Origin of the sequence: Campylobacter rectus (assembly GCF_004803795.1) — a bacterium.
Taxonomy (GTDB): domain Bacteria; phylum Campylobacterota; class Campylobacteria; order Campylobacterales; family Campylobacteraceae; genus Campylobacter_A; species Campylobacter_A rectus.
Genome location: NZ_CP012543.1, coordinates 1,841,885 through 1,859,336, shown reverse-complemented (window position 1 = coordinate 1,859,336; position 17,452 = coordinate 1,841,885). Strand labels below are relative to the sequence as shown.

The 17,452-nt window shown below is 48.4% G+C and carries 18 protein-coding genes and 1 pseudogene; 12 read left to right on the top strand and 7 right to left on the bottom strand.

Going from position 1 to position 17,452, the window contains the following annotated elements; translation table 11 throughout:
- Positions 1 to 283 precede the first annotated feature (283 nt).
- From gap to CRECT_RS08935, 8 genes are all read left to right on the top strand, one after another.
- Positions 284 to 1,303, top strand: coding sequence for a type I glyceraldehyde-3-phosphate dehydrogenase (gap, locus tag CRECT_RS08970; RefSeq protein WP_004318311.1), 1,020 nt, complete (start codon positions 284 to 286; stop codon positions 1,301 to 1,303).
- Between the two features lie 2 nt (positions 1,304 to 1,305).
- Positions 1,306 to 2,508 (top strand): phosphoglycerate kinase, encoded by a 1,203-nt coding sequence (locus CRECT_RS08965; protein WP_004318384.1) that lies wholly within the window; start codon positions 1,306 to 1,308, stop codon positions 2,506 to 2,508.
- Complete coding sequence (locus tag CRECT_RS08960; protein ID WP_004318494.1) at positions 2,505 to 3,203, top strand: triose-phosphate isomerase; 699 nt, start codon at positions 2,505 to 2,507, stop codon at positions 3,201 to 3,203. The genes CRECT_RS08965 and CRECT_RS08960 overlap by 4 nt, the downstream gene beginning before the upstream one ends.
- A gap of 291 nt (positions 3,204 to 3,494) precedes the next feature.
- Positions 3,495 to 4,322, top strand: coding sequence for an enoyl-ACP reductase FabI (fabI, locus tag CRECT_RS08955; protein WP_004318473.1), 828 nt, complete (start codon positions 3,495 to 3,497; stop codon positions 4,320 to 4,322).
- A 5-nt stretch (positions 4,323 to 4,327) separates the two neighbouring features.
- Positions 4,328 to 4,480 carry a hypothetical protein gene (locus CRECT_RS08950; RefSeq protein WP_004318300.1) on the top strand — a complete coding sequence of 51 codons (153 nt, stop codon included), beginning with the start codon at positions 4,328 to 4,330 and terminating at the stop codon, positions 4,478 to 4,480.
- The gene (locus CRECT_RS08945; protein WP_004318314.1) at positions 4,461 to 4,688 is read left to right on the top strand and encodes a hypothetical protein; all 228 of its coding nucleotides are present in this window, start codon (positions 4,461 to 4,463) and stop codon (positions 4,686 to 4,688) included. The genes CRECT_RS08950 and CRECT_RS08945 overlap by 20 nt, the downstream gene beginning before the upstream one ends.
- Positions 4,689 to 4,959: 271 nt before the next feature.
- Entirely contained in the window at positions 4,960 to 5,259 is a 300-nt protein-coding gene (locus CRECT_RS12755; protein ID WP_232501092.1) for a DUF2625 family protein, read from the top strand.
- Between the two features lie 805 nt (positions 5,260 to 6,064).
- Positions 6,065 to 7,090, top strand: coding sequence for an NADH:flavin oxidoreductase/NADH oxidase (locus CRECT_RS08935; protein WP_004318514.1), 1,026 nt, complete (start codon positions 6,065 to 6,067; stop codon positions 7,088 to 7,090).
- A gap of 84 nt (positions 7,091 to 7,174) precedes the next feature.
- Here the strand turns inward: CRECT_RS08935 and CRECT_RS08930 are convergent, their stop codons facing one another.
- From CRECT_RS08930 to exbB, 4 genes are all read right to left on the bottom strand, one after another.
- Complete coding sequence (locus CRECT_RS08930; protein WP_004318335.1) at positions 7,175 to 7,369, bottom strand: hypothetical protein; 195 nt, start codon at positions 7,367 to 7,369, stop codon at positions 7,175 to 7,177.
- 668 nt (positions 7,370 to 8,037) lie between these two features.
- Positions 8,038 to 8,895 carry an energy transducer TonB gene (locus tag CRECT_RS13050; RefSeq protein WP_171992716.1) on the bottom strand — a complete coding sequence of 286 codons (858 nt, stop codon included), beginning with the start codon at positions 8,893 to 8,895 and terminating at the stop codon, positions 8,038 to 8,040.
- Complete coding sequence (gene exbD, locus CRECT_RS08920; protein ID WP_124850616.1) at positions 8,861 to 9,238, bottom strand: TonB system transport protein ExbD; 378 nt, start codon at positions 9,236 to 9,238, stop codon at positions 8,861 to 8,863. The genes CRECT_RS13050 and exbD overlap by 35 nt, the downstream gene beginning before the upstream one ends.
- The gene (gene exbB, locus CRECT_RS08915) at positions 9,231 to 9,659 is read right to left on the bottom strand and encodes a TonB-system energizer ExbB (RefSeq protein WP_004318296.1); all 429 of its coding nucleotides are present in this window, start codon (positions 9,657 to 9,659) and stop codon (positions 9,231 to 9,233) included. The genes exbD and exbB overlap by 8 nt, the downstream gene beginning before the upstream one ends.
- A 170-nt stretch (positions 9,660 to 9,829) precedes the next feature.
- Here exbB and CRECT_RS12975 point away from each other — a divergent pair, with 170 nt between their 5' ends.
- Together CRECT_RS12975 and CRECT_RS08910 are read left to right on the top strand one after the other, a co-directional pair.
- On the top strand, positions 9,830 to 9,952 hold the full coding sequence (locus CRECT_RS12975) for a hypothetical protein (protein WP_004318557.1): 123 nt from the start codon (positions 9,830 to 9,832) through the stop codon (positions 9,950 to 9,952).
- 1,992 nt (positions 9,953 to 11,944) lie between these two features.
- A pseudogene (locus CRECT_RS08910) lies at positions 11,945 to 12,439 on the top strand (IS1595 family transposase); the annotation flags it as partial.
- A gap of 602 nt (positions 12,440 to 13,041) precedes the next feature.
- Here the strand turns inward: CRECT_RS08910 and CRECT_RS08905 are convergent.
- From CRECT_RS08905 to prfB, 3 genes are all read right to left on the bottom strand, one after another.
- Positions 13,042 to 13,650 carry a tetratricopeptide repeat protein gene (locus CRECT_RS08905; RefSeq protein WP_004318556.1) on the bottom strand — a complete coding sequence of 203 codons (609 nt, stop codon included), beginning with the start codon at positions 13,648 to 13,650 and terminating at the stop codon, positions 13,042 to 13,044.
- 133 nt (positions 13,651 to 13,783) lie between these two features.
- Entirely contained in the window at positions 13,784 to 14,101 is a 318-nt protein-coding gene (locus CRECT_RS08900; protein ID WP_004318324.1) for a hypothetical protein, read from the bottom strand.
- 11 nt (positions 14,102 to 14,112) lie between these two features.
- Positions 14,113 to 15,213 (bottom strand): peptide chain release factor 2, encoded by a 1,101-nt coding sequence (prfB, locus tag CRECT_RS08895; protein WP_004318507.1) that lies wholly within the window; start codon positions 15,211 to 15,213, stop codon positions 14,113 to 14,115.
- Between the two features lie 107 nt (positions 15,214 to 15,320).
- Here prfB and panC point away from each other — a divergent pair, with 107 nt between their 5' ends.
- Both panC and rimO read left to right on the top strand, forming a co-directional pair.
- Entirely contained in the window at positions 15,321 to 16,142 is an 822-nt protein-coding gene (gene panC, locus CRECT_RS08890; protein ID WP_004318265.1) for a pantoate--beta-alanine ligase, read from the top strand.
- A 1-nt stretch (position 16,143) separates the two neighbouring features.
- Entirely contained in the window at positions 16,144 to 17,451 is a 1,308-nt protein-coding gene (gene rimO, locus CRECT_RS08885; protein WP_039887851.1) for a 30S ribosomal protein S12 methylthiotransferase RimO, read from the top strand.
- Position 17,452 lies beyond the last annotated feature (1 nt).

The following is a 17,452-nucleotide window of genomic DNA, read 5'->3' as shown; positions in this document are numbered from 1 at the left end:
CGAATTTGAAGTGAATTTCGGTTGAAAATCAAAAAATTCGCCGATAAAGCGCAAATTAAATGGATATTTTGTAAAATTTGAGGATTTTTGGGCTTTGGCGGGCTTGCTTTTGGCGTCCGTGCAGGGCTAAATTTGCAAAAGGCGGGCTTTAGGGCGGCTTAAATTTACGCGCTTAGCGTATGCGAGGGCAGGGTAAATTTAGCGCGCAAAAAGCTAAAAATACGAAAAACGTTTCCGAGCGCGCTGGAAAAGCGACCGGAAAATGCATCGAAAGGAGCCAAACATGGTAAAAATCGCAATCAACGGTTTTGGACGTATCGGCAGGTGCGCGGCGCGCATCATCCTGGAGCGAAATTTCGCCGGCGAGGAGGTCGAGCTGGTCGCCATTAACGACACGGCTACGCGGGATATGACTCGATATCTGCTCAAATACGATAGCGTGCACGGCGAGTTTAAGCCGGGCGTGCGCGTCATAGACGACGAGAATATCGAGGTGGCAAACGGCGAAAATATTAAAAATATCCGCGTATTTTCGACTCGCGACCTAAACGAGCTAAATTACGCAGATTACGGCGCGGACGTGGTTTTGGAGTGCACGGGTAAATTTTTAACTACCGAAAAATGCGAGCCCTATCTCGCACGCGGTATCAAAAAAGTCGTGATGAGCGCTCCGGCCAAGGACGACACGCCGACCTTCGTCATCGGCGTAAACGACGATGCCTACGCAGGTCAGGCGATCATCTCAAACGCCAGCTGCACTACAAACGGACTGGCTCCGGTAGCGAAGGTGCTCGATGAGAAATTCGGTATCCAAAAGGCGCTGATGACGACGATCCACGCCTACACGCACGGCCAGAGCTTAGTCGATGTCAAGGCAAAGGACTTCCGTCGCTCGCGCGCCGCGGCGCTAAATATCGCTCCGACCACGACGGGCGCAGCAAAGGCTATAGCCAAGGTGCTTCCGCAGTTAAGCGGCAAGATGCACGGCCAAAGCGTGCGCGTGCCGGTCGCTAACGTCTCGATAGTCGATCTAACGGCGATTTTGGGTAAAAGCGCAAGCGCAGAAGAGATAAACGCGGCGTTTAGAGAGGCTGCGGACGGCTCGATGAAAGGTATCTTGCTCGTGGATGACGACTCGCGCGTTAGCAGCGACTTTTGCACTAGCTCATACAGCAGCATTGTAGCTAGCGACACCACCCAGGTTATCTGCGGCGATATGGCTAAAATTTTTGCGTGGTACGACAACGAGTGGGGCTACTCGCACCGCCTCGTAGATCTCGCCGTGCGCGCGGTAAAAGGCTAAAAATGAGCGATATCCTATCCATAAACGATCTTGAGCTGGGCGGCGCGAAGGTATTTGTCAGGTGCGATTTTAACGTGCCGATGGACGAGTTTTTAAACATCACCGACGACCGCCGCATCCGCTCGGCGATCCCTACGATCCGCTACTGCCTGGATAACGGCTGCAGCGTAGTTTTGGCCAGTCACCTCGGGCGACCTAAAAACGGCTTTGAGGAGAAATTTTCGCTGCGAGGCGTAGCAAAGAGGCTTTCGCTTTTGCTGGGTCGCGAGGTTGCGTTCGCCGAGGACGTCATCGGTATGGACGCCAAAACAAAGGTCGCCGCACTGAAGCCCGGCGAAATTTTGCTCCTTGAAAATTTGCGCTTTGAAAAGGGCGAGACCAAAAACGACGAGACGCTAGCAGGCGAGCTAGCTAAATACGGCGAATTTTACGTAAATGACGCATTTGGCGTCTGCCACAGAGCGCACGCATCAGTCGAGGCGATCACTAAATTTTACGACGAAAAGCACAAGGCGGCGGGATTTTTGCTGCAAAAGGAGATAAATTTCGCTCAAAATCTCATCAAACACCCCGCACGCCCGTTTGTGGCAGTCGTTGGCGGCAGCAAGGTGAGCGGCAAGCTACAAGCCCTGCACAACCTGCTTCCACGCGTGGATAAGCTGATAATTGGCGGCGGCATGGCGTTTACGTTTCTAAAATCGCTCGGCGAAAATATCGGAAATTCGCTGCTCGAAGAGGAGCTCGTAGAGGACGCGCGCCAAATTTTGCGCAAGGGCAGGGAGCTTGGCGTTAAAATTTACCTGCCCGTAGATGTCGTCGCGGCTCAGACGTTTTCGGCCGAGAGCGCCGTAAAATACGTCCCAGCTCAAGAGATCCCAAGCGGCTGGATGGGGCTAGATATCGGGCCTGCGTCGGTTAGGCTCTTTAAAGAGGTCATCGCCGACGCGCAAACCATCTGGTGGAACGGGCCGATGGGCGTTTTTGAGATGGATAAATTTAGCAAAGGCAGTATCAAAATGAGCCACGCCATCATCGACACTCACGCAACTACGGTCGTGGGCGGTGGCGATACGGCCGACGTCGTCGAGCGCGCGGGAGACGCCGACGAGATGACATTTATCTCGACCGGCGGAGGTGCTAGCTTGGAGCTCATCGAGGGCAAAGAGCTGCCCGGCATAAAACCGCTCAGAAAGGCTGCGGAGTGAGGTTTTTAGCAAATTTAAAGTGCAATCACACGAGAGCGAGCTTTGCTAAATACGCTCAAATTTTAGACGCAAATTTGAGCACAAACGACGACGTTACAGTATTTCCGCCGTTTAGCGCGCTTGATCTTGCGGCTCATAAATTTAAACTCGGCGCGCAAAATTTCTACCCGTGCGAAAGCGGCGCTCACACCGGCGAGATCGGTAAGGCGATGCTGGACGAGTTTGGCATAAAAAGCGTGCTGATCGGGCATTCCGAACGGCGCGAGCTAGGCGAGAGCGAGGAGCTTTTGCGTGCTAAATTTGACTTCGCCGCAGAGGCGGGCTGGCAGATCGTCTACTGCATCGGCGAAAATTTGAGCGTAAATGAAGCGGGGCGCACGAAGGAGTTTTTAGCGGGACAGCTAAAAAATATCGATCTTGGCTACGAGCGGCTACTGATCGCCTACGAGCCCGTCTGGGCGATAGGCACGGGCAAGAGCGCTAGCGCGGAGCAGACCCGAGATATTTTAAATTTTATCCGCGAGCAGACGAGCGCGCCGCTGCTTTACGGAGGTAGCGTAAATGCCGCAAATATCGGCTGGATAGCTGGTATCGCGAACTGTGACGGGGTGCTAGTGGGGACGGCGAGCTGGGACGCCTCGAAGTTTTTGGAGCTTATGCGCGTCGTCTCGCATCGCTATACTTCGTTGTCTTAAAATTTTGCTCGGTCATTACCTATATGGTAACTCCCGTCGCAAAATTTTAAGTTGCCTAGTCTAGCTTCGCGATACTGCCGCTATCGAATTTGGTTTCAAATTTGGCGTTTCGCGAGATTTGGCGAATTTTAATTTATAGAATTTTAAGTCAAATTGCGCAGGATTTTGAGATGATTTTTGGGGCTTTGCAGTTAAAATTTTGCGTAGGCTAGACGGATGGTCTGCCGAGCAAAATTTTAACAAAATCGCCAAAAAGCGCTCAAAAGCCAAGCAAATTTTAAAGGAGAAATAATGATTTTAAAAGGCAAAAAAGGCCTCATCGTCGGCGTCGCTAACGCCAAATCCATCGCTTACGGCATCGCCGAAGCTTGCCACGAGCAGGGTGCGCAGATGGCGTTTACCTACCTAAACGACGCGCTAAAAAAACGCGTAGAGCCGATCGCGGAGGAGTTTGGGAGCAAATTCGTCTATGAGCTCGACGTAAACAATCCCGCTCACCTAGACAGTCTTGCGGATCGTATCAAAGCAGATCTGGGTGAGATAGATTTCGTCGTGCACGCAGTGGCCTATGCGCCAAAAGAAGCGCTAGAGGGCGAGTTCGTAAATACGACCAAAGAAGCCTTTGATATCGCGATGGGCACAAGCGTTTATTCGCTGTTAAGCCTCACGCGCGCGGTGCTACCTGTGCTAAAAGAGGGCGGCTCGGTGCTCACGCTAACCTACCTCGGAGGGCCGAAATTCGTGCCTCACTACAACGTTATGGGCGTCGCAAAAGCTGCGCTTGAAAGCTCCGTGCGCTATCTCGCTCACGATCTTGGCGCGCGCGGTATCCGCGTAAACGCCATCAGCGCGGGCCCGATCAAGACGCTTGCCGCAAGCGGAATCGGCGATTTTAGGATGATTTTACGCTACAACGAGATCAACGCGCCGCTCAAGCGCAACGTCACGACGCAAGACGTCGGCAAAAGCGCGATGTATCTGCTTAGCGACCTAGCTAGCGGCGTGACCGGCGAGGTGCACTACGTCGACTGCGGCTACAACATTATGGGTATGGGCGACGTGGCGACCGATGCCGAGGGTAAGACGATCCTCGCGTGGGATGCGGCCAAGGCCGAGTAAGCGGCGTGCAAAAAGGGCAAAATTTGACGCGCACGGTATATTACGAGGCTAGGCACAAAGCCGTAGCTAAGGGCGGCTTAGAGGGCATCGCCGCCGTTTTGCGAGGTGATGACGAGGCTAAAAAGGCCTCGCTTTCTTGTGTCCTGGTTTTACCTTGATTCCTACTACGGCTGCAAGTTCCTGCAAAAGAGCGAAATTCTTGCCTTTTTGCAGGAGCTGCTTCTGACCGAGCGTTCGCAAGCTATCAGAAACGACATTTTGCAGCTTCTGGGCGATTACTGCGGCGATTTTAGCGTGCTACGAAGCAAAATTTGCGAGGCGTCCGGCGAGCTTTTGCCCGATATCAAGCGCTTGACTAAAAGATAAATTTAACGACCGGCGCGCTTTTGCACACGGTAATTGCGTCGCGGCGAGCGGTAGCGAAATTTGTCGCCTCCGCATACGCCCTTTTTTGTTGCGAAAATACGGCAGCGTAAAATTTAAAATTTGGAAGCGGCGATGAAAACTTCGGATGAGCTTATAAACAAAAGCGAGCCCGGCCTGGATACGGTGCAACAATGGCCTGCGGAGGCGAAAACCCGTATGAAATTTTGCCGAGAGACGAAAATCATGCCGCACGGCAGCTTTTGGCTTGCAGGTGACGACGCGTTCGTCGATGGGCGCAACCCGCTACGGCTGCGGCGGGATTTTGATAGATCACGGCCGGCTGCGGATCTTGGGCTCTGGCTGCGAGCGGCTAAATCGCGGGATTTATGATTTCAACCTCGGCAAGAGCTTTGCAGAGGCCCGGCGGATGCCTAGTTATTTGCTCGTAGCAGACGACGTTTTGGGCGGATTTTTCGCGATAAACGGCAGCGCATTCGCGGGCGAGGCGGGCAATGTATTTTACTATGCTCCGGGTAGCGGCGAATGGGAGGACTGCGAGATGGGGTATTAGTTTGTTTATTGGCGCTGTGCGGCGTTTGCAGAAATTTTACGAGCCGTTTATATGGGAGGGCCGGCGCGAGGATGTTGCGAGCTTGAGCCCAGATAAAACGATGTTTGCGCTACCGCCTCTGCTCTAGCGGGACGCGGATATCAAGCGCAAGCTAGAACAGATGCGCAGGGAAGGAATGCCGACAGAGCGGTACTTTGCGCTCGTTTTTAAAAGAGCTAAAATTTAACGTTTGAGCGTGATTTGCTCTAAATTTAGCCTAATTTAAAGCAAATTTCGATGTAACCGCAAAAAACGCGGCGCGGTACTTAAAGACGGTTTGCCGTAAACCAAACGCCGTATAAATGCCGTCAAATTTGAGCTTAAATTTGAATAATAAAACAAAAATCGGTACTAAATTCGTGCAGGTTAAAACGGTCGCAAATTTAAGCCAAGCGAGTATTTTAAAATTTATCGCCGAAAGACATACGCCCAATCCTTAAAATAGCGGCTAATTGTAATCGCCAAAACAAAGCTATAATTGCAATCAGGATGTACTGGAGTATCAAACTCGTCTCTAAACGAAGTATATTTAGGCTCGGAGGTTGCGGCCTTAGGCTTGACTTTTAGCGCGAAGCATACGAAAGCATTTCTTAAAATGTCTCCACAAAAGTCCTGAAAAATCGTCATTTTCGTAAAATTTCATCTAAATTTAATCGCTTTAAATTTGAGCGAAGTCTAACTCAAGCAAAGTAAATTTTTCTCTTAAAAATCACAGATTAAGCCCAAAAACCGTAAAATAAGAAAACACCAAATTTAAAGGAAAAATATGCAAAGCCTACTTTTCTCGCCGTTAAAAATCGGCGATCTACAGATCAAAAACCGCATCGTGATGCCGCCGATGTGTATGTATAAGGCCAAAGAGGGTAACGGCTTGCCTAGGTGCTTTCACCGTTTGCACTACGCCGCTCGCGCGCTGGGAGGCGTCGGACTCATCATCGTCGAAGCTACGGCGGTCGAGCCTAGGGGCAGGATCACGAGCCGCGATCTGGGGCTGTGGAACGACGAGCAGCTAGAGGCGCACGCCAGGCTCGTCAAAGAGTGCGTCAAATATGGTGCCGCCATGGCCGTCCAGCTCGCGCATGCGGGCAGAAAAAGCGAGTGTGAGGGGCTGATAGCGCCAAGCGCGGTAAAATTTAGCGAGAGCTACAAAACGCCTAGGCAGATGAGCGCCGAGGATATCGTCTCAGTTAAACAAAACTTCGTCCGCGCCGCAATCAGAGCCCAGTGCGCGGGATACGCCGCGATCGAGATCCACGCTGCGCACGGCTATCTCATCAGCGAATTTCTCTCGCCTGGGGTCAACCTGCGAGACGACGAATACGGCGGGAGTTCCGAAAATCGCACGAGATTTTTAAAAGAAATCCTAAGCGAAATAAAAACCGCGGTGCAAATCCCGGTCGGCGTACGCATAAGCGCACAAAGCTGGGTGAAGGGCGACTGGAGCTTAGATGACAGCGTGCAGCTGGCAAAGAAGCTCGAGGCCTTGGGCGCGGCGTTTATCCACGTCTCGACGGGCGGATTTTTTGAGCGCACGGATAGCGCGCCGACGGTTGCGCCGCTTTATCAGGCGAGCTACGCCAAGGCGGTAAAACAGGCCGTGGGCATACCCGTGATCGCGGTCGGGCTCATCACAAAGGCGTCCGAGGGCGAGGCGCTGCTGCTAGGCAGCGTTTGCGATGCGGTAGCCTACGGTAGAGAGCTGCTGCGAAATCCAAATTTCGCGCAGGCCGCGATGAGCGAGCTGGGATGCTCCGAGCTGATAGAAAACTCGTATAAAAGGGCTTTTAAGTAAAATTTTAAGATGAATTTGGCCTGAAAATATACAAAATTTGATTTAGTTGCGTCGGTTAAATTTTTGATAAATTTAACTAGCCGATTAGGCTCGCGGTTTAGCGAATTTAGACGGACGGTTTGGACTGCGGATTTTGATAAATTTGGATTTTGGCTTAAGCGTAGCGTCAAATTCGGTTTGATTGCGAGACGTTATCGTGGCGGCTTTGGCGGCTTGAGGGGAGTAAATTTGACGCGAAGAGTCAGGCTGATTTTTGGTTTTAATTCGCTTATATTTCATGTCCGTTTCGTAAAATTTTTATTTAAATTTGCGGCGGCAAGCTGACTTGCTTGCCAAACGGTGCGTTTGCTCGCGGTCACGGTGGGCGAGCGGCCGACTTGTGATTTGTCGGCGTGCCTATATCGGCTCCGTAAAATTTGACTTTAAGACGGATAAGATAAATGCGGCATCGAATAAATTAGGAGTAAATTTTACCGAAATTTAGAGTTTTATCTGATTTGCTCAGCCGAAATTCGACTAAAACTCGGCTATTAAATTTTAAAAAGTCGTAGTTTGCGTCGCCGTGTAAAGCACGGCCGATACGGTATTTTTGAATTTAAAACCGTGTGCAACGTTGTTTCAAATCCGCTTGGTTTACGGGTTGTTAAATTTGCCGACTGCATCGCCGAGACGGCATTATTTGAGATATAAAAGCGGTCAAATTTGATGTTTCGGTATGCCGCGATGATAAAATTTCGGTTTTTGCGGTACTAAATTTATAGTCAAACGGTTCATTTTTGCGCTTATTATTAAATTTTATCTCGCGTGCTTAAAGTCGAGCTTTTCAAATTTTAAATTTCAAATTCGAGCGGATAAATTTATAAACTTTATCGCATTTTGTATTTGATTTCTTGCGTAGAATTTGCAGAATTAAAAGATAAAATTTAAGCCGCAAAAACAGCTTAAATTTACATAAGTTTGTAACTAACCGGGATCTTGATGACGTAGTCGCGATCAAGTATCGGGAAGTCCGGCGCAGCGCAGTTTATGAGCTCGACCGCGGTCTCGTCTAGCGTCTCGTAGCCTGAGCTTTTTATTACTTTTACGTCGCGGACGGTGCCGTCTTTTTTGTATAAAAAGCTAACCTCTACGACACCTTGATGGCGCATTTTTTTCGCGCGTTTGGGGTATTTGTGGCGCTTTTGTATTGCCTTTTGGATTTTATAAAATCTATCGTCGCCCGCCGAAGTCGCGAAGTTAAATTCTCCGACCGTTTCCACTCCGCTAGGCGGCAAATTCGAGCTTATACTCGAGCTTGGGGCGCTACTTGGTTGTGCGGCAGGGGGCGTAGGAGTAGGCGGCGACGGCAGTGCGGGCGGCGCTACTTGCGCGACTTGCTGTTTAGGTTCGGGCTCGGGCTTTTTGAGCGGCTTTGGCTTAGTTTTCGGTTTAGGCTTTTCTACGGGTTTTTCCGCGGGTTTTGGCTTCTCCACGGGCTTTGGTTTTTCTATAGGTTCCGGCGGCGGGGTAGGTTTTGGCGGTTCGGGCTCCGGCGGAGGCGGAGTGACGACCGGTTCAGGCGGAGGAGGAGCGGGAGGCGCCGGAGGCGGAGGAGCTGGCGGAGTGGGTGCCGGCGGGAGCGGAGCTACTGGCGGCGTAAAGGTATTTAACGCTATCTTGACGCTTTTTTCTTCGGATATCGGTTTTAGTTCTTCGTAAAATTTAGCGAATATGCCCGCGACGGCTCCGTGCAACAAAATAGAAACGCCAAGCCCCGTTAGGCTAGCGCGTCTATTCAGTTGTCGTCGTGATAGCGAAGTTTTCATGATTTTTTTCTTTTAATATGTCGATAACCTTGATAAACGAGTCGAATTTGCTCTCTTTGTCACTTTTAAGTTCTATTAATGTTTCGTTTTTGATCTCGTTTAACTTCTCTTTTAAATTTTCTTCGGGAACTTTCTCTTCGCCTATAAAAAAATCATTATCTTTGTTGATTAAAACAGCGATTTTGTCGTTTTCGTCTTGCTTTTTTTCTGCGCTTTCGCTGTTTGGTAGGTCGATTTTGATGCTTCCCTGAGCGATAAAAGTAGAAACGCTAAGCACGATGGCTAGCAAAACGAGCATAATATCTATGAGAGGGATTACGTTTAATCCCTCTTTTTTAGGCATTCTCACATGAAGCCTTGTAGCGATTTACGAGTACGTCCACTTTTCTCATAAACGCGTTGTAGATCATCAGCGTCGGTATAGCGACGATGAGACCTAGCGCGGTGGCTTTTAGCGCGAGAGATAGGCCGACCATGATGCTTTTAGTGTCGATGCCTCCGCTCATACCCATGTCGTAAAAGGTAACCATAATGCCTGCGACCGTGCCTAAAAGCCCGACATAGGGGGCGTTTGAGTAAATAATATAAAGCGTGGTTAAATTTCTCGTCATACTTTCTTCAAAGTCGTCTTGGTTTTTGTAGTTTTCAAATTTAACGTTTGCGTAAAAGATTAATCGCTCTATCGTGAGCCACACTACGACAAAACTCATAAGTCCCAAAATACCGATGATAACGTAATCAACGTTGTGTTTGAGAAATTCCATTTATTGCCTTCTTGTAAAAATCCGTGAATTCATTATATCAGATTATGGTATTTATTGTCAATAACAAATAAAAACTTAATATTTTAATTAAATTTATATTTTATATAATATTTATTCTCATAATTTTAAACAGTTTAAAAAATAAAATTTAAATTTCATATAGGATAAAAATGAGTTTTAACGACGTTGTAAAAACCCTTTCCATCGGTGCGAATATCGCCGAGAACGTAACGCCAAATGGCAAGAGAGCAACGAGCGCCGGCGGCGACTACGGCAGGACGACGCAAAGATAAGCGCGAGAAATGCGGCCACACCAAAGCATCATCGCGATACCTCGCTTTTATCTGCGGCGCAAACGGCGCAAAATTTATACGAGAGGCGAGATCGACCGCAGCCTAAACTCGCGATCGGCAGCGCGAAACGAAACGGCAATACTTTTAACCGCAACGCAAATTTACCGAATTTAATCAAACGTATCGACGTTAAGGTCGGTCGCACTAGGGCATAAACGATCGGAGCCCTTGGCGGCTCGGTCGCGTTTAAGACGGCGAGCGCTATAGAGCTCTAGAGAACGGCGAAACAATCGGAGTTAAAACAAAACAGGCTATGCGTCAAATAACGACGAATTTCTCAAAAGCCGACGGTGTTTGCCGCATCCGCCCGGGTTTGAGTCCATAGTCGCGAATCATAAAGGCTACGGCTACGGCAAAAGCGGCAACGGTAATAAAATCGGCGGCAACGACTTGAGCTGTCTTTTTAGCTCGATTACAGCTTTTTGGCGCCCGCAGGATACTCTCTCGCAAACGCAACCATTACGAGAACTTTTATGCGATGAGAGCGGAGTTTGGCGGCCGAGCGTAGATAGCGCCGATAAACCGTAAATGTGAGTGCGGTACGACAACGCTAAAATGCGATTTTCCGGCAAGCCGCTAAAATTTGGCGGCGAAATTTGGCGGCGGCAAATTCGGCGAAAACCGGAGGTCTAGCGCAAAAGCAAAAACCGTAATCCAAGCGGGCGACGCGATGCGCACGGGTGCGGCGTATTATCACGGTGAAACCTTAGCAAGCTCGGTAACGCTCGCCCCGAAAAAACAAATAACCGCTCGTTTTATTTTTTGAGGAAGGATGCGATCAAATTTGCGGGCCTTGCCGTGACCCGGCGCCAGATACGAGCGTCACGGGTTAAATACTCGTAACGGCACGGGCGCGACATCGGCTACAAATACAAATTTGACGAATTTACGCCGCTTTCGCGTTTGATTATGGATTTACGAAGAGGCTTTGCGCGTTTGCCGGCTGTATGCTAAATCTTTAGAGGCTAGCTATACTTAGCTGGCGGCGCTAGCAGGCGCAGTGCCGGGATACGGAGCAACCCTGTTCGAAACCGGCGGACAATATCTACGAGATCGGCGGACGATATGGGGCGAGTTTGGCCGGACCGGCTACGTGGGCTTTGCGGCGAAGCGCTTTCAAGACCGAACAAAAAATCCGAGCGGCGGGCAAATGCATAAAACCCGTGCTGATTGGACGAAATGCGGGTGGCGCGGCTACCGGCGACATCAAGCTTTGCGAGATTAAACCTTAATGCGCTGAGTCTTGGCGCTAGCTACGCGCATCAAAAAGTAAGATACAAAGGCGGGGCGGCTACCACGCCAAAACGTCATCGGCTACCGCGGCCAAGGCGGCAAATGCGCCTTTAACGCAAAGTATTAGGCAAACGCTATCGATACGCTCGCGGGATACGACCTTGTTTATTTCGCCTCAAAAGACGTGACGAGCGCGGACAACGACGCTACCGCGCGCATCCCGAGCTACGCTGCGAGCGATATCTATTCGCCTACGCGCCAAGCAGCGGCAAATTTGAGGGCTTGAGACTGACGCGGGCGTTTATGACGCGTTTAACAAAACTTAAATTTTGCAGTCTTAAAGGCGGGTCGGATATGACGGCATCTGCCAACCTAGAGCTTAAAGTAGGCGTCTCTTATAAATTTTAATGGCTCAAGATAAGTTAAAAACTTTCAAAGGAGTTTTTCTCAAAGAGAGTGCGTCTTATTAGTAGCAAACAAAGTGAAGCTAAGCACAAGAACTATGATTTTATCAATGTTCTTGAAAAGTAACGAGCGTAGCGAAGTTAAAAATATCTAAGTTTTTAGGTGAGATAGAAATAAACGAAAGTTACTTTTACTTCGCTTAGCGTCGCTTCGCTAGCTACCATCGCCTAATAGCTAGAGACCGCTCGTTACTGCGTCTTTAAAAACTACGAACGCAGTGAAGTAGAGCACAACGGAGCTAAAAGAGTAAGAGGCAAAAGAGGTAGAGGAGCAACCGGTATTTCTACTTCGCTACGCTCGTAGCTGTAAACAGACGGTATGTTTAAAAGAGACGGCAGAGTTTATACTCAGATAGTCAAAAACTGCTCTGCTAGTGAGTTAATACCTATATTATCGCAATATAGCGAGCTTGATAGCTCTACTATTTATTCAGCCTGCTGGAAAGCTTATGATGGATTAGTCGATTACACAGCTTTAGCTCACTATAGAGTAAAACATTCAAAGAATGAATTCGCCAACGGTAAAAATCATATAAACGGCATAGAAAACTTTTTCTCAAAGAGAGTGCGCAAGCGTAGGACGGTAGCAACCGCAGAGAAGCCAAGCAAAGAGAATTTCTTGTTGCACTTAAGGGAATGTGAATTTAGATTTAATAACGGTAAAGATACAAAAACTTTCTATCATATTTTATTAAAGATGATAAGAGGTCTTGTAAGTAGCAAGACGTAGTTGCAGCTAAAAATCTACCTAAGTTCCGTTGAGCCAATTTTAATTTAAGGCCTTTTAGCATTTCGAAAGCTTAAATTTTAGCCTTTCTTCCCCGGTTTTTAGCATCGCTTTTACCTTTTTTTGCAAAGAGTCGTATTTCGTAAATTTTAATCAAATTGACCGCATTTTGCTATAAAATTTCGGCTTAAATTTTCGAAATAAATTTGACCTGTTCTTGTTTTTTTAACGAGTGTCAAATTTGAAATTTAGCTCGGTAAATGCCGTCTTAAAACGTAAAACACTAAATTTAGCTTGAATTTCGGAGCTTTTGAGCGGTTAAATTAAGGCGATTATAAAGGCTCAAATTTAAAAGATGCAAATAAAATTTAGTTGAGCGTCAAATTTACACTCGCGAATTTGCGGCAGTATAAACATAAAATTTGCGGTAAAATTTTATGTTTTCCAGATGCGGGTTTTTGACGTAAATGTAAATTTGTCGAAATAAATTTTAGCGGCGAATTCAAGGTTAAATTTACCGCCGTAAAGAAGAAATAAAGATAAAAAAGGCGAGCCGAATTCGGCTCGCCGCCGCAAATTTAACGCTTTTAAATTTAGCGTTAAATTTATCGTTTTCTACCCATCCTTTTTAGGTTGTCGCACCCTGACGTATCGCCGCTAAAGCATGCCGAGCGATAGATGCTTCTAGCCTTTGACTCGTCCTGCGCGACGCCTAGGCCATGCTCGTAAAGCACGGCCGTATTGGTGCAAGAGGGCACGTCGCCCAGCTTGCAGCCTCTATCGTAGGCCAGCATCGCATTTACGTAGTCGGGCTCTTTGCCGTCGTTATCCGAGCGGTAAAATTCGCCCAAATAATAGCACGAATACGCCCCGCCGTTCGCGCACGAGTCCTTGTATATCTCGAGGGCTTTGTTTTGGTCTTTTTCCGTGCCGATGCCCACTTGATACATATTGGCGAAATTTGTGCAACCGGCTTGATAGTTATTTTTGCATGCCCTTTCGTAGTATTTTAGAGCGTTTTTGTGATCTTGCAGATTTTGATAGCTGATGGCAAGATCGTTGCATGCCGAGTAGTTGCCGCTTTCGCATTTCGGCTTTAGCACCTCTATGGCGCGCTTGTTAAAGTCGTAGTCCGGATTATCGCTAGCGCCGCCGCTCGAGGCCGCACAACCTATGAGTAAAAGCCCTAATAGAGCAAAAAGTAAATTTTTCATTTTTAATCCTTTCTTTTTTTAAAAATTCCCGAAGAGGTCGTTTAGCGCCTCTTTAACACTCGGGTAGGTGAAATTTGGTTTTTAAAGAAATTTGCGCCGGAGCCTAGAGCTATAACTACGATATCGCAGCTTGTCATATAACTTTACCTAGGATATAGTGCGTAGTTTCATTTATCTTTTTTATATTTACTTTATTTTTTTCAGCCCAGTTTTCGATCACGTTTAGCGCATCGCTTTGCGCGCCCGGCGTTTTGCCCGCGTTTTTTATCTTAAACACGTCCTCGCTGCCGCTCATCGCGACAAAGCTGCCGAGCGGTTTTAGGTGGTCGTTTAGCGTGATAATGCTGTTTAAATTTAAACCGTCGCAGTTGTTTAGGATGCGCTTAACCTGCGCGATGGTTGCGTCGTTTTCGTTGTAGCCCAGTTGATTTAAAAGAGCTGAAATTTCCATATTTTTCCTTTCTAGTTTATGCTTTTTTGACTTACCAAAACGCCCTCGATGAGCTTTTTTATATCGCCGTCTAGTATCGCGTCGGTTTGGCTATACGCCTCGCCGCTGCGGTTATCCTTGACCTGCTGATACGGGAAAAGCACGTAGGAGCGGATCTGATGGCCCCAGCCGATCTCGCTTTTTTCGATACTACCGGCGGCTTCTTGCTGTTTCATCAGCTCTAGCTCATATAGGCGCGATTTTAGCATTTTCATCGCGGTGGCCTTGTTTTTGTGCTGGCTGCGGTCGTTTTGACACTGCACGACGATGCCTGTGGGCGCATGAGTGATACGCACGGCGGACTCGGTTTTATTTACGTGCTGACCGCCCGCTCCGCCCGCGCGGTAGGTGTCGATTTTTAGGTCTTTTTCGTCGATTTCTATCTCGATATCGTCGTCGATCTCGGGGCTTACCATCACGCTGGTAAAGCTCGTGTGGCGGCGACCTGCGCTATCAAACGGACTGGTTCGCACGAGGCGGTGGATACCGTTTTCGGCCTTTAGATAGCCGTAGGCGTTTACGCCTTTAACGATAAAGCTCACGTCTTTTAGCCCGGCTTCTTCGCCCTCTTGGAAGTCCAGGGTTTCGACCTTAAAGCCTTCCCGCTCGCAAAAGCGCAGATACATACGGTATAGCATGCTAGCCCAGTCGTTACTCTCCGTACCGCCCGCACCGGGATGGATGGTGACGATGGCGTTTTTGCCGTCGTCCTCGCCGCTAAGCAGCATAGAAATCTCTAAATTTACTATCTTATCCTCTAACTCGCCAGCCTCGGCAAAGAGCGAATTTATCGTCTCTTCGTCATTTTCCGAGTTGGCTAGCTCGTATAGATCCTTTGCGTCGTCTACGGCGCTTTTGGCGTTTAGGAAGTTATTTAAGATATTTGAAATTTTCGTTTTTTCCTTGCCGATGGCGCCCGCTTTTGCAATGTCTTGCCAGAAATTTTGATCGTTTTCGAGCTCCTCGATCTCTTTTAGGCGAGTTTTTATGCTCTCAGGCTTTACGACGCCCGCGATATTTTCTATTTTTGTGTTTAGGGTTTTTAGAAGTTCCGTGTATTCGTAATTATCCAAAATTTAAGACCTTTTTCGTACTTTTTGGCGTGATTATAACATATTTGTAAGAGTAAAGATAAAATTTGCTATAATCGCGCGTTAAAATTAAACATAAAGAAGAAAAAATGCAAATTTTAAAAACAATAAAACAGCTGCGAGATTTCGTCGCGGCAAATCCCGAAAATATCGGCTTCGTGCCCACTATGGGCGCGCTTCATAGCGGACATGCAAGCCTCATAGAAAAGTGCGTTGCGCAGAACAAAACCGCGATCGTTTCTACTTTCGTAAATCCGACGCAGTTTTTAGCGGGCGAGGACTTTGAGAGCTATCCGAAAAACGAGCAAAACGACGCTAAAATTTGCGAAGAGCTGGGCGTGCATGCGATGTTTGCGCCCGAGGCTGGGGAGCTGTATTTTGATACCGAGCCGTTAATCAGCGCGCCTGAAAATTTAGCAAGCGTGCTCGAGGGCAAGACTCGCCCCGGGCACTTTGACGGCGTGCTTCGCGTGCTAAACAAGCTCTTTCATCTCACAAACGCAAAGCGCGTCTATATGGGCAAAAAGGACGCGCAGCAGCTACTCATCGTGCGCAACTTCGTCAAGACCTGCTTTTTAAATTTAGAGATTATCCCTTGCGAGATCGTTCGTGAGAAGGGTGGTTTGGCGCTTAGCTCGCGAAACGCTTATCTGGACGAGGGGCAAAAGCTAGAGGCGCTTAAGCTTTCGCATTCGCTTAAAAAAGCCTCAAATTTGATCGCTGCTGGCGAGCTAAACGCGCAAACGATAAAAGGCGAGATGCTGCAAACCTTAGAGCCTTTACGCGTGGACTACGTCGCGATCACGGATAGAAATTTAAACGAAATCTCGCTAATAGAGCCGAACAACACGATAATCCTGGTCGCCGCGTATGTCGGCAAAACGCGTCTAATAGACAATCTGTGGGTATAGGATGGGCAAACTTCACTTAGTATCCTTAGGCTGTAACAAAAATCTAGTGGACTCCGAGATCATGCTCGGACGCCTGCAAAACTACGAGATCACGCCCGAGGTCGCGCGCGCCGACGTCATCATCGTAAATACCTGCGGTTTTATAAACTCGGCCAAAGAAGAAAGCATCCGCGCGATCCTGGATATGCACGAAGCGCGTAAAAAAGGCTCTCTGCTCGTAGTAACGGGCTGCCTAATGCAGCGATACCGCGAGGAGCTGATGAAGGAGCTGCCCGAGGTCGATCTTTTTACCGGCGTCGGAGACTACGATAAGATCGATGAAATCATCCTAAAAAAGCAAAATTTATTTAGCCCGGACACCTACTTGCAAGCAAACGAGGAGCGCGTGATAACGGGCTCAAACTACCACGCCTATATCAAAATTTCGGAAGGCTGTAATCAAAAATGCAGCTTTTGCGCGATCCCGACTTTTAAGGGCAAGCTAAAATCCCGCTCGCTGGAAAACATCGTAGGCGAGGTGCAAAAACTCGTAAAAAAGGGCTACTACGACTTTAGCTTCCTCTCGCAGGACAGCAGCTCGTATATGCGCGATCACGCTGTTAGCGACGGGCTCATCTCGCTCATCGATGCGGTCGAGAAGATCGAGGGCGTCAAAACCGCGCGCATACTTTATCTTTATCCGAGCACGACCTCAAATGCATTAATCGAGCGTATCATCGCCTCGCCGGTGTTTGCGAACTACTTTGATATGCCGATCCAACACGCAAGCGATAAAATGCTAAAAATCATGAGGCGCGGAAGCGGCGCGGCGCGGATCAAAGAGCTTTTAAATTTGATGAAAAAGGCACCTAATGCATTTTTGCGAACGGGCGTTATCGTCGGACACCCGGGCGAGAGCGAAGCCGAATTTGACGAGCTTTGCGCGTTTTTGCAGGAGTTTAAATTTGACCGCGTTTCGGCGTTTGCATATTCGAAAGAGGAGGACACGCTCTCGTATGAGATGGAGCAGGTGCCCGCCAAAATCATCTCAAAGCGCCTAAGCAAAATAGAAAAGATCACTCGCGCCGCGATCGAGGCGAGCTTTGCGCGAGAACTGGGCAAGAAATTTATCGTTTCGCTCGAGGGCGAAAGCAGCGAGGGCGAGATGTTTTACGCCGCGAAAAAGGCGCTGTGGGATAAGGACATCGACGGCGAAATTTTGATCAACGAAAGCGACATCGAGCAGCTAGAAACCGGCGGTCGCTACTGGTGCGAGATCACGCAGGTAGCGGGCAGCCAGGCGCTAGGCAAGATCACGGCAAAGGCGTAAG

Coding starts and splice junctions, on each gene's coding strand:
- fabI (WP_004318473.1), top strand. CDS start 3,495: ATGATTTTAAAAGGCAAAAAAGGCCTCATCGTCGGCGTCGCTAACGCC.
- panC (WP_004318265.1), top strand. CDS start 15,321: ATGCAAATTTTAAAAACAATAAAACAGCTGCGAGATTTCGTCGCGGCA.
- CRECT_RS13050 (WP_171992716.1), bottom strand. CDS start 8,895: ATGAAAACTTCGCTATCACGACGACAACTGAATAGACGCGCTAGCCTA.
- rimO (WP_039887851.1), top strand. CDS start 16,144: ATGGGCAAACTTCACTTAGTATCCTTAGGCTGTAACAAAAATCTAGTG.
- CRECT_RS08930 (WP_004318335.1), bottom strand. CDS start 7,369: ATGAAATATAAGCGAATTAAAACCAAAAATCAGCCTGACTCTTCGCGT.
- exbD (WP_124850616.1), bottom strand. CDS start 9,238: ATGCCTAAAAAAGAGGGATTAAACGTAATCCCTCTCATAGATATTATG.
- CRECT_RS08900 (WP_004318324.1), bottom strand. CDS start 14,101: ATGGAAATTTCAGCTCTTTTAAATCAACTGGGCTACAACGAAAACGAC.
- gap (WP_004318311.1), top strand. CDS start 284: ATGGTAAAAATCGCAATCAACGGTTTTGGACGTATCGGCAGGTGCGCG.
- CRECT_RS12975 (WP_004318557.1), top strand. CDS start 9,830: ATGAGTTTTAACGACGTTGTAAAAACCCTTTCCATCGGTGCGAATATC.
- CRECT_RS08965 (WP_004318384.1), top strand. CDS start 1,306: ATGAGCGATATCCTATCCATAAACGATCTTGAGCTGGGCGGCGCGAAG.
- CRECT_RS08905 (WP_004318556.1), bottom strand. CDS start 13,650: ATGAAAAATTTACTTTTTGCTCTATTAGGGCTTTTACTCATAGGTTGT.
- exbB (WP_004318296.1), bottom strand. CDS start 9,659: ATGGAATTTCTCAAACACAACGTTGATTACGTTATCATCGGTATTTTG.
- CRECT_RS08935 (WP_004318514.1), top strand. CDS start 6,065: ATGCAAAGCCTACTTTTCTCGCCGTTAAAAATCGGCGATCTACAGATC.